Here is a 14020-nt window from a genome sequence, read left to right as displayed (position 1 = left end):
TGCATGGCCACCATCCTGCTGACAGGCGCCACCGGCTACATCGCCTCCCACACCTGGCTTGCGCTGGCCGCCGCGGGCCAGCAGGTGGTGGGCATCGACGACTTCTCCAACAGTTCGCCGGAGGTGCTCAAGCGCCTGCAGGAACTGATGGGCGGCGAGCAACCGGTGTTCGAGCGGGGCAGCGTCACCGATGCTGCGTTCATCGACAGCGTCTTCCAGCGTTACCGCATCGACGCCGTGGTTCACTTTGCCGCCTTCAAGGCGGTGGGCGAATCCACTGCCCAGCCGCTGACCTATTACGCCAACAACCTGGGCGGACTGCTGACGGTGTGTGAAGCCATGCGCCGGCACGGCGCCTGGCGCTTCGTGTTCAGCAGCAGCGCCACCGTGTACGGCAAGCCGGAACGCCTGCCCATCGACGAAAGCGCGCGCCTCAGCGCCACCAATCCCTACGGCCAGACGAAGTTGATCGGTGAACAGATCCTGACTGACCTGGGTGCCGCCGAGCCTCGCTGGCAGACCGGCGTACTGCGCTACTTCAACCCCGTCGGCGCCCATGAAAGCGGGCGGATCGGCGAGGACCCGCGCGGTATTCCCAACAACCTGATGCCGTACGTGGCCCAGGTGGCTGTGGGCAAGCGGGCGCGGCTCCAGGTGTTCGGTGATGATTACGACACGCCTGACGGCACGGGTGTGCGCGACTACATCCACGTCACCGACCTGGCAGCAGGTCATGTCGCGGCCCTTCGCCGGCTGCTGGAGCAACCCGGTTCCTTTACGGTCAACCTGGGCACCGGCCGCGGTTACAGCGTGCTGGAACTGGCGCGTGCCTACGAGGCGGCCAGTGGCCGGACCATTCCCTACGACATTGTCGCCCGCCGCCCGGGCGACATCGATGCCTGTTATGCCGACCCCGCCTTGGCGCAAGAACTGCTGGGATGGACCGCGCAGCACGGCCTGGCCCGCATGTGCGAGGACAGCTGGCGTTGGCAGCGCCTGAACCCCAACGGATTTGAGAACTAGAGGCTCCATGAGCAGCACTTCTTCCAGCGTGCAAGTTACCCCAGTCGTCATGGCAGGCGGCTCCGGCACACGGCTCTGGCCGCTGTCCCGCGCCGGTTATCCGAAGCAGTTCCTCGTGCTGTCGGGCAATACCAGCCTCTTCCAGCAGGCCGTGGCACGGCTACAGGCGCTGCGTGGTGATGGTCGACAGGTGAACCCGACGCTGGTCGTAGGCAACGAGGAACACCGCTTCCTGGTGCTGGATCAGCTGCGCGAACTGCGCGCCGAACCCGGCGCCGTGGTCCTGGAGCCCATGGGCAGGAACACTGCACCGGCGTTGACGCTGGCCGCTCTGCAGGCGCTGGAAGGCGGCCAGGATCCGGTGCTGGTCGTCACCCCCGCCGACCAGACCGTGACTGATGAAGAAAGCTTCAGCGGCGCGCTGGCCCAGGCTGTCGACGCGGCCGCCGACGGCACCATCGTCATCCTCGGCATCGCGCCTGACCGGCCGGAAACCGGCTATGGCTACATTTGCGCCTCCGCCGCGCAAGGCATTGCCGCCGTCGAGCGCTTCGTGGAAAAGCCGGATGCGGCCACCGCTGCGCGCTACCTGGCCGAGGGCAGCTACTACTGGAACAGCGGCATGTTCGTGCTGCGCGCTTCGGCGTGGATGAGTGCGCTGGAGCGGTTTCGCCCCGACATCGCAAGCACCACACGCGCGGCCTGGGCGGCGCGCAAGACTGACGACAAGTTCGTGCGGCCGGGCAAGGAGGAGTTCGCGGCCGTACCGTCGGAATCGGTCGACTACGCCGTGATGGAGAAGTGCCCGGGCAGCCGCACCGCTATCCGCATGGTGCCCCTCGACGCCGGCTGGAACGACCTCGGCGCCTGGGAAGCCGTCTGGCAGGTGGCCCCCAAGGACGCCGAAGGCAACAGCCATGTAGGCGACGCAGTGTTTGCCGACAGCCGCAATACCCTGGTGCATGCCACCAGCCGCCTGGTGAGCGTGGTCGGGCTGGATGACGTGATCGTCGTCGAGACGGCCGATGCGGTGCTGGTGACCGACCGCTCCCGCAGCCAGGACGTGAAGAAGATCGTCACCCGCCTGGACGCCGACAAGCGCGGTGAACACACGCTGCACCGCAAGGTGCACCGCCCTTGGGGCTGGTACGACAGCATCGACAACGGCCCACGCTTCCAGGTCAAGCGCATCATGGTCAAGCCCGGCGCCAGCCTGAGCCTGCAGATGCACCACCACCGCGCCGAACACTGGATCGTGGTGAGCGGCACCGCTGAAGTGACCAACGGCGACAAGGTCATCATCCTGACCGAGAACCAGAGCACGTACATCCCACTGGGTCAGACGCACCGGCTTGCGAACCCGGGCAAGCTTCCGCTCGAGATCATCGAGGTGCAGAGCGGCAGCTATCTGGGTGAAGATGACATCGTGCGGTTCGAGGATACCTACGGCAGGGCTCCGCAGTAAGGACTTAGCCACGGCCCACTCGTGATGCGCGGGGCCGTTTCTCCATGGGTGGCTTTGCGTTCGCCCCCGTTCCGTGCATTCGGGGCGCACTAGATGCAGATGCGAATGGCGTCTACATAAAGCGCTCGAACCGCCGATACGACTTGAATTGGTGAGCATGAAGGACCAGGCCCATGGGGCCGTGTCTGCTCGACCGTGGTGCCCGTGGCACTCGATGTGGGCTTGTGAAGTACCAGCGTGTACGAAGGTCGCCTCGGCGGCCACAGCATGACACTCATCGTGGGAGCTGACCCATGTTGCGATTCACACACCATGGCGCGGTGCGCGGGGTCACCGGCTCCTGCCATCGGCTGATGCTGCCGGACGACCAGGCCGTACTCGTCGACTGCGGATTGTTTCAGGGCGCCGAGACTTCGCCCGAGGGCGCCAGCGCCAGCCAGCTGGAAATCGACTTCCCGCTGGACAAGGTGCGCGCGCTGGTTGTCACCCATGTGCATATTGACCACGTCGGACGCATTCCCTACCTGCTGGCGGCCGGCTTCCAAGGGCCGATCTACTGCAGCCAGGCCAGCGCCCAGCTGCTGCCCCTGGTACTGGAAGACGCGCTGGAAGTTGGCTTCACCCGCAACCGCAGCCTCATCAGCAAGTTCCTGGCGCTGCTAAAGGACCGCACGGTACCTTTGCCCTACAAACACTGGCAGACGGTGGTGGCCGGCAGCCCCGGCCTGCGAGTGCGGCTGCAGCCGGCCGGCCACATCCTCGGGTCCGCCTATGTTGAGTTCGATGCCATCCAAACCGGCCACGCCGCGCAGCGCGTGGTGTTTTCGGGCGACCTCGGCGCGCCCTACACCCCGCTGCTGCCGGCACCTCAGTCGCCGACGCGCGCCGACGTGCTGGTGCTCGAAAGTACCTACGGCGACCGGGTGCACGACAGCCGCAAGACCCGCCGCGAGCGCCTGCAGGCCCTGTGCGAGCATGCCTTCGGGAATGGCGGCACGGTGCTGGTGCCGGCATTCAGCATCGGCCGCATGCAGGAATTGCTGTACGAGCTGGAGGAAATCATCCACCGCGATGGCCAACGCCGGGCCGCGCCGGGCCTGCCCTGGGGCAAGGTGCAGATCATCGTCGACTCGCCGCTGGCGGCCGACTTCACCGCCGGCTACGCACGGTTAAGAGACCACTGGGATGCGGAGGCGCGCCGCAAGCTGGCGGCCGGCCGCCACCCGCTGGCCTTCGACCAGGTAACCACTGTGGCCGACCACGCCGGGCATTTGCAGATGGTGCAGGGACTGTCGCGCTCCGGCCGGCCAGCCATCGTGATCGCCGCCAGCGGGATGTGCAGTGGCGGGCGCATCATCAACTACCTCAAGGCGATGCTGGGCGACCCGCGGCACGACCTGTTGTTCTGCGGCTACCAGGCCGCCGGCACGGCCGGACGGGCCATCCAGCAGCACGGCCCGCGCGGCGGGTGGGTGGAACTCGATGGCCAACGCATCGACATCCGCGCCAAGGTGCACACCCTGGCCGGTTACTCGGCCCACGCCGACCAGCAGGATCTGTTGCACTTCATCGGCCGGATGCGAAGTGCGCCGAGGCAAGTGAGGCTGGTGCATGGGGATGACGGGGCGAAGCAAGAGCTGGCGGCGCTGATTCACCAGCGCCATCCGGGGACGGAAGTTGTGGTGCCTTGAACCGGAACAGTTATCTCAGTGGCAGCAGTCCGTGAGCGTCCAGCCGCCCCGCCTTGACGTCGAGAAGGCGTTCAGGCTTTCGCTGCAGTCCAGCGATGCGGCAGCAGTTCATCGAGCCGGGTGTTGAGCAGCGTCGGCAGACGCTGCAACACGTCGCGCAGGTAGGCCCACGGTTCGTGCCCATTCATCCGTGCCGACTGCACTAGGCTCATCACGATGGCAGCGCGTTGGCCGGCGAGCTCGCTGCCCACGAACTGCCATGCCTTGCGTCCCATTGCCCAGGGCTTGATCTGACGCTCCAGGTGGTTGTTGTCGATGGCCACAGCACCGTCGTCGAGGTGCCGCGTCAGCGCCGCCCAATGGGTCAGCGTGTAATCGATCGCCTTGGCCGTCGCGCCGCCGTCTGGGACCAGCCGTCGCTCCAGGCCCAGCCACTGCTGGAGCTCGTCCCATAGCGGCTTGGCAAGCCTCTGCCGCAGAGCTCGGCGCTCGTCGTCGCTGAGGCCCTTGAGTTCGCCCTCGACTTCATAGATGCGGGCGAACCGCCGCAGCGCGTCAACCCCGATGGGGCTCGTGCCCTCGTGCGCGAGCTCTTCGAAGTTCCTGCGCGCATGCGCGGCGCATGCGGCGCTGATGCGACCCGGGTAGTGCTGTGGGTCCACCACGGCCTCGTACGCACCGTAGCGGTCAGTGAGCAGCGTCCCGGACCATCGTCGCTCGCCGCGTCGCTCGTCGCCGTTGAGGAAGGCCACCGGGTACTGCGCCCCGCGCCCGCGGCAGAAGTCGTAGACGACGCCGGGCACCGCGTCGTGCCAACTTCGCGCGTAGGCCCACATGTAGGCCCGGCGTGTCCTGCCTGCGCCGGGGTCCAGCAAGGCCACCGGCGTCTCGTCAGCGTGCAGCACGCGGCAATCGAGCACGAAGCGCTTGTGCAGCACGTACAGCGGCTCCAACGCCGCGCCCACCTGACCGGTCCCGACTGCCAACGTCGAGCGCGGGGTGTGCACGCCGGAGCGGGCGTTGATGGTCTCTTGACGGTAGTACGGCAGGTGGTCCACGAAGCGGCTGATCGCCGTGTGCGCCAGCAGCCCGCTGGCGGCGATGCCGCCCTCAACGATCTCCGGCACGCTGGGCGCCTGCTTGAGGACCTGGCAGTGCCGGCAAGCCCACTTGCCATAGATGTGGCGGTGCACGAAGAACTCGGCCGGCACGATGTCGAGCCGCTCGGTGACGTCTTCACCAATGCGCTTCATGGGACGTCCGCAACCCTGCTCCTGGCAGTTGGTGCTGTCGGGCTCATGGCGATGCTCGACGCGACGCAGGTGCGCCGGCAGTGCACTGCGACGGGGCTGACGTGACGGCGCCTTGGGCTGGGTGCCGGCGGCCGCCGCGGCGGCCTCGGCTTCACGGCGCAGACTCTCGAGCTGCGCACGCAGCGCGGCTTCGTCCTCGGCCGGCGTCTCTTCGAACAGGCGACGCTGGTCAGCGTTCATGGCCTATGACTTGGCCCCGTAGGTCCAGCGCTTGAGCCGCGCGAGCTCGAAGTTGATCTTCTCGATCTTGGCCTCGCGCAGCGCGATCTCGCGGTCCTTGCGCTGCAGCAGCGCATCGCGCTGCGCCAGCTCCGCAGCTCGCTCAGCGAGCGCCTGGTCGCGCTGCATGAGGGCTTGGTCACGCTCGCCGAGTTGCTGCGCCTGGGCCTGCACCTGCTGCTGCAGCTGGGCGATCAGCGCGGCGACCTCGGGCGAGAGGCCCTCGGGGTCAGTGGGAGGAAGACCACGCATGCCGAGCATGCGGGGCATCGTGCCATAGCCCGCCACGCGGCCTATCGGCACATGCACCGTCAACCGATCATGGCTGACCGCACGCCAGATTCAGGCCCGCGTGATGGCGCTGAGCTCATGAAGCCGCTGCCACGGCAGGCCCAGCATCAGGGCATCGAACTGCGCCTGCGTCAGCGTCCACGAGGGCGTCACGGTGCCAGCGACCGGCCACACGAACCGCCCGGTGTTCAAGCGACGCGACGCGCACCACAGCCCGAAGCCGTCATGCATGAGCAGCTTGACGCGGGTGCCACGGGCATTGGCGAACAGATAGCCATGGTGAGCGTGCGCCACGCCGAACACTTGCACCACGCGCGCCAACAGCCGCTCGGGTCCAGCCCGCATGTCCACGGGCTCGGCGGACAGCCACATCACGTCGATGCGGATCATCGAAGCAGCTCGCGCATCCAGGCCGCGCATTCGCTGGCCGCACTGGCCGGCCAGGTTACCGTGACCGCTGTCACGCCGCGCTGCAGCTCGATGCGGATGTCAGTTAGCGCGGCCGGCTCGCTGGGCGCAGGCAGTTGTACCGGAACGAACGAGGACCTGTGCTCAGGCGCCTGGACTTCACCAGGGGTCATCCCGCAAAGGGCGCTGGCGGCGGGCTTAATCTCGGCCTCGCGCACCCACCGACGCAGCAAGTTGGCGTTGACGCCATGGGCCATCGCCACCGCCGCCATCGACATGCCCGGTTGCAGGCAACTGGCCACCGCGCCGGCCTTGAATTCATCGCTGTGCGTACGACGCCGACGGCGAGGGCCACCTTGTAGATCGGGGATAGTGTTCACGTGTCCACCAAAAGTCGAAGTGGACATGAGACTCCTATTCGCCTACCCGGCCTTCAAGATGGTCGGCCTGGACGCTCACAGCAGTCCAACAAAAGAAGCTGCCCACGTTTCGGGAAGCTAAACACTCTGCGACGATAGAGCCGTGGCCGAGCGAAACGAGTTCAGATCGAATGGCCTGGTATACGTCGTCCTGCGCACCGACGGCCGGGGCATCACCCTGGCTCGCGCAATCGCAGTGCAATCTGCAGCCGACCGCCGTGGCGCAGTGCACAGCTTGTTGCCAGCGGGCGTCGACGAAGCCCGCCTCGACCTCGCTGACGAGCTACCCCAACGCCTTAGTCAAGGCTTAGTCGGCGACGCGGACGGCAGTTTTAGTGCACCGGCAAAATGCGCGGCGCTCAAACCACGACATTCATGCGCTGATTGACCAGTAGCGCGAGAGGCGACGCCGGCGCTCAGCGTTTCGCAGGCAGCCGTGCGCCAACTGCCTGGAAGATAGCCGCTGCAATGGCCCGCATGCCGGCATCACCGGGGTGCGACAGCACACCTGCATCGGTTGCGCCAGTAGCCGCTGCCGACCCGCGATTTTCCGGGCGGTCAAGGAAGCCCGCGAGGTTAACGAACGTCCCGCCCTCTCGGATGCAGGCAGTTCGGATCGCAGCGTCGAGCTTGCCCTTTCGCCACCAGGTGCCCACACACACTAGATTGCCATTTGCCGGTCTGACCTCCGCAAGCAAACGCGCCAGCCTGTCGCCAAAGTCCTGCGCCCCTTCGTCGCCGTTAAGGGCGTTGTCACCCAGTTCGACAACCACCAGGTCGCTACGATTCGCGCGCGCGACCAGCGCAGGCTCTGGGGCAACATAGGTTGGCGACCGCTCAAGCTTGGCGTGATTAAAGCGCTGAAGGTCGACTTGGCCACCGACCTGGGCCGCCAGCATCGCGGAAAGCTGGCCCGAGTAGTCGCTGGCCTCGGCTGTGGCTGCCATTCCCCAGCGGCCGCTCCAGCCCTTCTGGGGGTCCGGCTGGCTAAACGTGATGGAGTTGCCGATTGTTGTGAGCATGAACTGCTCTGCCGCCCAGCAGGCCGTGGCTGTTCCTGCCGATATGCACAGCAATAACGCGCGCCCCAAGGGACTCACGCGAGCCTCTCACTCGGCTTGCGCCGACCAACGGTGTCGAGGAATCTGCGCGCTCGCCGCACCAGCGGCTTCTCCACGAAGAGATGTATGAGGTGCGAAACGGTGACCGTGGCAAAGAACACAACAATCAGAATTAGCACCGGTGAAAGCTTGACCTTTCCAAGCGCCGCCACCATGCCCGAAGCCGCGATGGGATGGATGAGGTAGAGGCTGTACGAGCTTTCGCCCAGCTTTGAGAAAAGCATCGTCGCTCGATTAACCGTAAGCCGCACAAGAAGCGGGATGCCGCAGGCTACTGCGAGTGCGTACGGGTCGACCCCGGTTGGCACACCACCCAGGCGCGCGGCAACCACGGCAGAAGAAGCGACGCCGAATAGGAACACCGCTTGGCGCGTCGAGTAAGTGTTGCACAGCAAAGCCAATCCGAGGGCCATGCCAATCACAAAATGGAGATTCTCGCTGGACGTAGCCACGAGCATCACCGCACCATCGAAGTCAACGATCTGGCCAAAAGCAAACGCCGCGCATATAAAGGCAGCCACGGCAGGCACCGGTTGCACGCGAAGCGTCATGGCAAGCGAGAACAACAAGTAGAAGTACATCTCGTGCAGCAAAGTCCATCCCACGCCGTGTATTGGCCTAACCTCGCCAGCTTGGTTGAACGCAGGGATAAATAAGTAGGACTTGATCGCGTGGACCACGTCGAAATGGTTGTGAAGCACTGCAGCGGGAATCGCCAGAGCGAGGGCCACCTTGAACGTAGTCAATAGCCAATACAGCGGCACGATCCGAGCGACTCGATGCCGAAGGAACGTTGCCGCGCCTGCACTGTCGTTTGTCAGCTTCTCGCTTGCCAGCACAATTACGATGCCGCTGATGACAAAGAAAATTGGCACGCCGGAAGCGCCAGCCTTCCAGATTGGGAACGTACTGAGCACGCGCTCCTGAAGGTAAAACGTAGTGTGTGTGAGCAAGACCATGGCGGCCGCGAAGAACCGCAGTGCCTGAACGACCTCGATCTTGCCCGCCGCTGCCAAGTTGGCGATGTGCCTTTGATCCTCATGCGTGATCTGATTCATCTCCACTTCCCTCTTCTAACGCACCTCTGCTCCCGACATCTTGCTCTGTCCGACAAACGCGTCTGCATTCTGTCAGTGGGGTGTGTAAGGGTCACGACACTTCGCGGAAATGCGGAAAATCGTCGCATATAATTCTCGCAGATGAACGAAGTGCTGCCGATTCCTATGTGTACGCATTTCTGGAGTACATGCAGATGCGCTGCGGGTCGAAGCGGGAGTAGCAGACACTGCCGAACAGCCCCACGCATCCAATACAGATACACCGTCTCAGGTCGGCACCGGGCGTTGTGCTTAGGCATTATGCTCGACTCAAGTCCCGAATGGACGCTCTGACTCAGCCCCGTCACTTTATGCGGCGCTGTCTTCTACTAGCGATTCACGGGCAGCGCGTCGACGAAACTGCCTACCACATCGACCACAGCGGGCGATCCCGCGCACCGTCGACTTCGCCGTCACCTCGTCGCATTAGGAAGCTTTTGAAAGCGCGCAGTGCCATGTCGCGCGACTACATGGCGACGAACAGCCCTCGAATCCAATAAACCGGCAGTCGGGCTTGGAGATCAACACCGGCTTGGCTCAGTGCTCACAGTCGCGAGACAAGTTAATGCGCAGCCGGCCACACCCGGTGAACACCGTCTTGCCAATGGCGCTGTCGTGGTAGTCGACCGCATCGCCAGACGTGGATGCGTCGGGCCGGTGACTCAGACGGTGCGCGCGCCCGGCGCCCACCGCGCGCCAGATGATCTCCTTGTTCTCCGCGATGAATACGGCGTTGACCGCCTCCCCACTCATCGAACCAATGACAGTCAATGAAATCGTCCCGGAGAGATGGCTCCCCGCCGCTACGGCCTTGGGCCGCCTTGGGAGCCTGTTGCCGTAGGCATGCAATGGCGCGCGAAGACATTACAAACACCGTCCTCTTGGACAGACGGAAACAGCCCCCGCATAAGCACACAGGCCCGAGCGCAACTCCGCGCTGTGCTCAACCGCCCATCGCGCCAAGCGCGCCGCATGGCCCGACGGCCAGCGCGCGGCGCGGATTCATGGCCTTGGCGTATGGCTTGAATGGGTGCAGCCCTGCGCTCCCTGCACCCGGCGTGCTTCGGTGGAGACGAGTCACGCAAGACCGAATGGCCACCGCAATTGTTGGGCGGGGCGCAGTGCCTTCCCGGACAGTCCGCACCCGCGCTGTCGCCCGCCCGTCACGCCCGCATGAATCCCAGATCGTGCGTTGAGAAACGACTGAGAAGCGGAAAGACGTCGAGAAGGTCCGAATTGCCCAAGCCCATCCATTTGCCGAGCGTTCCTGCGTACTGAGCAACGGCCGTAGTGGGAAGCAGTCGACCTGAACCCGTATCGAGGTCCGTTCGAAGTGCCGTTGTGGGAAACGAGCCGTAGATGTCACCGCCGTTGACCGCCCCGCCGGCTACGAAATGATGGGAACCCCAACCATGGTCACTCCCAGAACCGTTGGTCGTCAAGGTACGACCAAAATCGGAAGCAGTGAACAGCGTGACGTTGTTCAACATGCCCATCATTGACAGCGACGTAAGAAAATAGTCTACAGCGTGCGCGACACGAGCCATGAGCACGGGTTGATCGCGCATTTGGTCGGCATGGGTGTCAAATCCACCGATTGATACCATGAAAACTTGTCGGCGCATTCCCAGCATAGAACTGGCACCGACCATTTGCGCCACGGTTCGCAACTGTCTCGCCAGCCGGTCCGATGACAGAGATATAGACGTCCCCGCGTTGACTGCAATCCCGGCCGACGGCAGCGCGGGCACCGAGACGTTGGCCATGGCAGCTCGTAGTTGAGCAGCAGATTCCACGCTCCTACGCATCACCTTCGCATATTCCGCCTGATAGGGGGTGTTGCCCTCCAATTGCATCGAGCGCCTAAGCACAGCAGGAGCTGAACTAGAATAAAAGATGGATTGGGCGCCTGCGCCCCGGACCGCCACCGGTCCATCCGCACCCACTTCATATTGACTGACAGTCCGACCAGACAAGAATACGGCATTCCCCGCAGTGGAGACAGATGTAAACGCCGGGCTCTGATTTGCGGACATCAAGATGTCGCCAATGCGTCCGCCCCACCCTGAGGTGCCGCCTTCTGGCGCCATCGATTGCCATGTGGCTGCTTGATCGTTGTGCGAAAACAGTTTGCTGGGCAAGCCGGAATTCGACTTGAATTCAGCAAGCGTCGTCGGACGATTTAGCGTGCCCACGTTGGCTACCAGCGCAGCCTGCCCGGATTCATACCATTTTCGCAGCGGATTGAGTTCCCTAGCCATCCCAAACATGCGTCCCGCTGCTTGACTGGATTGAGAGATCGTGTCCAGCGAGCCTCTTGCGATAGCCAACTCGCCCCGTGCCCGCGCATACTCCATGTACCCACCGGCATCAATAGGCACTACCCAATTATGAGAGTCGTTTCCGCCCTGCATGTACAAACATACCAGGGCCTTGTAACCTACCGGGCCGGAGGCATGGGCAGACTGCGCAGACAACGCACCCAGGCCAGCCATGGTAGTTAGAAAACTCGGCGACACCCCTGCGCAAGATGCAGAAGAAAGGCCGCCAAGAACGTTCAAAAATGATCTGCGGGACTTATTCATGCTATTCACCGTTGCACCAAGTATTCGGGGGAAGCCAGGGCAATGAACAACGCTATTCGCGCCCTATTCTCGCCAAGCGCAGCTGGCAAACTCTTCACGCTAGACACGGCGTCTATAATGTCAAGCTTCAATTGGCTGGACATACGTCCGGCGAACAGGAGCACATTCAAGTTCTCGATGAGCGTATCGACGTTACCCGCCGCAGCCACTGCAATGTGCGGGTCAAGATTAATCACCACATCGCGGCCAGAACCTGTCCAGCCTAGTCCTCCAATAGCCATGGTTTCGGCCACGTTCACCCATTCCGCAACAGTAGTCTCATTTACGACTTGGAACTCAGGTGCCGTGGCGCCCTCCCGAGTAAACGCTGTATTCGGCGGAATATATCCAGGCCGGTAGTATCCGAAAACGCTTGATGAATAGTTGGGCCGCTGCTGCAGGCTCTCCAGATCACTAGGCATCATGAATTCACCCGTGACGGACCGCGCATTGAAGGCGCGCATCCATTGAGCCACACGAAGGACTGGCTCCTTGAGTTTCCCAAAATCCGCGCTCGGCGCAGACCGTGCCTCAGGATCCAAAAGGATCGCGCGTACAACACTCCCAAGATCGCCCCGTAGACCGCGCTCATTGCGGTTGAATACTGCGGCAACCCGACTCACATACGCAGGACTGGGATTACTCGTGACCAAGTGCTGGATAAGCTGTCGACTGACGAACGGCGCAACGTTCGGGTGATTGAACAGAGCATCCAACGCGATTCGTAGATCACTCTCAGCCGTTCCGCCAGCAGATATAGTCACGCCATGCGGCTTGCCCTGGAATAGCAACTTTTGCGAGATGGAGTGCATGCCGGGGTAAGCCTTCATCCGCCCCAAATCCGATTTTACGTCGCCTGCCGCTGTATAGTTAGGGAAACGCCAACGAAAGTTATATTCGCTCAGTTGGTCGTCAGGTAATGCCCACGACCAACCGGTAAATACCTTAGCCAACGCCATGACATCGTCATTGTTGTAAGTCTCAATAACGGCACCATTTCCATCGCGACGAGCAGTACCATCCGGGTTCAGTTCATGCAAACCGATGGTGAAAAGCTGCATTACTTCGCGCGCGAAATTCTCGTCCGGAAGGCGACCGGTTACCGGATCTTCCTTGCGATTGCGAATGTGAGACAGATATAGTCCCATTGCAGGCGACAGCGCAACCTCTTCCAGCAAATCTCTGAAGTTGCCAAATGCATGCCTATTCAAATTGTCGTAGTAGTTCGCGTAGGCCCTGGCATGGGCCCACAAATTCGATTCCGCCTGTGACACCATGAAAATTTGATGTAGAGCGAAGCCGACCCGTCTGCGCAATTGATCCTGAGACGTGGCAACGCTTCGCCAGAATTGGTTGGTGACCCAGGCTGGGTTGTATCTGCTCCCTCGGGGCCGGTACGCATCGCCCAGCTGATATTTGGATTCAATCTGCTGAACGAAATCCGCCTTGAAAGGCATGGCCTGCTGTTCAGTAATCCACGCCGCATATCCGATCGACATCACCCGGGCCACATCGGATTCTGTTGCTCCGAACGTCGCCTGCTGCAGGAATCGTGCGGCATCGTACTTAGACACTCCCGAAGCGGATGTCTTTGCCACCACGGGTGTCGGCCACACCAACCGGAGGGCACCACCCCAATACATCTCTCCCTGACCCGGCCGCACGTCGACTCCATCAAGCGCCGCCGTGCCCTGTCCAAGATCGTACGAAACTATAGATGCACTTGGCAGAACGGAAACGGTTCCGTCTGTCAGGCTTCCGACGTACAGATTGCGGTCGACGCCCGCCACGGTCCCGTCATTCGCGTAGACCAGATCCACCTTCACTCCTGGCCTTAGGCCAGGCGCCTGTAGCTTGTAGCTAGTAATGCCGGTCGAACGAACTTCTTGTCTGGCAACGGCGATGCCGTTGACCCTAAGTTCCATGACGGGCCCTACGCCCGCAGCGACAACGCCGCGAGCATGAACCGTCAGTGTTGGCGTCTGATCCTGTGCGGTTGCAGATGCGGCAGCAACAAGACAGAAAGACACCAAGGCCAATCGCTTCTTCATTTTATGCACTCGAGGATTGCACCGCGGACGACGACGGCGCTTGCAGCAATATGGAGGAAGGACGACGGACCGACAATGTCGGTATTACGCGATGCGTGAATCGCCTGCGACCAGGAGACGCTGCGAATGGCATCCTGCAGCGCTCCTGTTGCGTTCTATATCGAGTGAATGCCAGGCGCTTTTAGGGCGAGGGTGTAACAGAGCGAGTGTCACCCGTAAGCGATTGTGTGGGGCCCGCCCTACTCGCTTGTCGGCGCGCATGCATTGCAGCTAACCACCTACGAGCGTTCGCGTTTTC

The 14020-nt window shown here is 62.7% G+C and carries 12 protein-coding genes; 3 read left to right on the top strand and 9 right to left on the bottom strand.

Annotated features, from left to right (window positions below):
• Positions 1–3 precede the first annotated feature (3 nt).
• The 3 genes from galE (at position 4) to LRS14_RS16590 (ending at position 4179) form a co-directional block, all read left to right on the top strand.
• Positions 4–1023, top strand: coding sequence for a UDP-glucose 4-epimerase GalE (galE, locus tag LRS14_RS16600; RefSeq protein ID WP_257800219.1), 1020 nt, complete (start codon positions 4–6; stop codon positions 1021–1023).
• A 7-nt stretch (positions 1024–1030) separates the two neighbouring features.
• On the top strand, positions 1031–2488 hold the full coding sequence (locus LRS14_RS16595) for a mannose-1-phosphate guanylyltransferase/mannose-6-phosphate isomerase (protein WP_257800218.1): 1458 nt from the start codon (positions 1031–1033) through the stop codon (positions 2486–2488).
• Between the two features lie 353 nt (positions 2489–2841).
• A complete protein-coding gene (locus LRS14_RS16590; protein ID WP_257800217.1) occupies positions 2842–4179 on the top strand; it encodes an MBL fold metallo-hydrolase RNA specificity domain-containing protein in 1338 nt (445 codons plus the stop codon).
• 71 nt (positions 4180–4250) lie between these two features.
• Here LRS14_RS16590 and tnpC read toward each other — a convergent pair whose 3' ends face one another.
• The 9 genes from tnpC to LRS14_RS16545 all read right to left on the bottom strand — a co-directional run bounded on the left by tnpC (position 4251) and on the right by LRS14_RS16545 (position 13722).
• Positions 4251–5672, bottom strand: a complete 1422-nt coding sequence (tnpC, locus tag LRS14_RS16585) for an IS66 family transposase (RefSeq protein WP_257800216.1) — start codon at positions 5670–5672, stop codon at positions 4251–4253.
• 3 nt (positions 5673–5675) lie between these two features.
• A complete protein-coding gene (locus tag LRS14_RS16580; RefSeq protein ID WP_257800215.1) occupies positions 5676–6020 on the bottom strand; it encodes a hypothetical protein in 345 nt (114 codons plus the stop codon).
• 33 nt (positions 6021–6053) lie between these two features.
• A complete protein-coding gene (gene tnpB, locus LRS14_RS16575; protein ID WP_257800214.1) occupies positions 6054–6392 on the bottom strand; it encodes an IS66 family insertion sequence element accessory protein TnpB in 339 nt (112 codons plus the stop codon).
• Complete coding sequence (gene tnpA, locus LRS14_RS16570; protein WP_257800213.1) at positions 6389–6817, bottom strand: IS66-like element accessory protein TnpA; 429 nt, start codon at positions 6815–6817, stop codon at positions 6389–6391. The genes tnpB and tnpA overlap by 4 nt, the downstream gene beginning before the upstream one ends.
• Positions 6818–7245: 428 nt before the next feature.
• Positions 7246–7851, bottom strand: coding sequence for an SGNH/GDSL hydrolase family protein (locus LRS14_RS16565; RefSeq protein WP_257800212.1), 606 nt, complete (start codon positions 7849–7851; stop codon positions 7246–7248).
• Positions 7852–7925: 74 nt separating this feature from the next.
• The gene (locus LRS14_RS16560; RefSeq protein WP_257800211.1) at positions 7926–9008 is read right to left on the bottom strand and encodes an acyltransferase; all 1083 of its coding nucleotides are present in this window, start codon (positions 9006–9008) and stop codon (positions 7926–7928) included.
• Between the two features lie 576 nt (positions 9009–9584).
• The gene (locus LRS14_RS16555; RefSeq protein ID WP_257800210.1) at positions 9585–9818 is read right to left on the bottom strand and encodes a hypothetical protein; all 234 of its coding nucleotides are present in this window, start codon (positions 9816–9818) and stop codon (positions 9585–9587) included.
• Between the two features lie 392 nt (positions 9819–10210).
• On the bottom strand, positions 10211–11632 hold the full coding sequence (locus LRS14_RS16550) for a DUF1501 domain-containing protein (protein ID WP_257800209.1): 1422 nt from the start codon (positions 11630–11632) through the stop codon (positions 10211–10213).
• 5 nt (positions 11633–11637) lie between these two features.
• Entirely contained in the window at positions 11638–13722 is a 2085-nt protein-coding gene (locus LRS14_RS16545; RefSeq protein ID WP_257800208.1) for a DUF1800 family protein, read from the bottom strand.
• Positions 13723–14020: the final 298 nt, after the last annotated feature.

It is taken from the genome of Aquincola sp. J276, assembly GCF_024700035.1.
GTDB classification, from domain to species: domain Bacteria; phylum Pseudomonadota; class Gammaproteobacteria; order Burkholderiales; family Burkholderiaceae_C; genus Aquincola; species Aquincola tertiaricarbonis.
The sequence above is the reverse complement of the archived record's forward strand: the minus strand, read 5'-3'. Positions and strand labels throughout refer to the sequence as shown.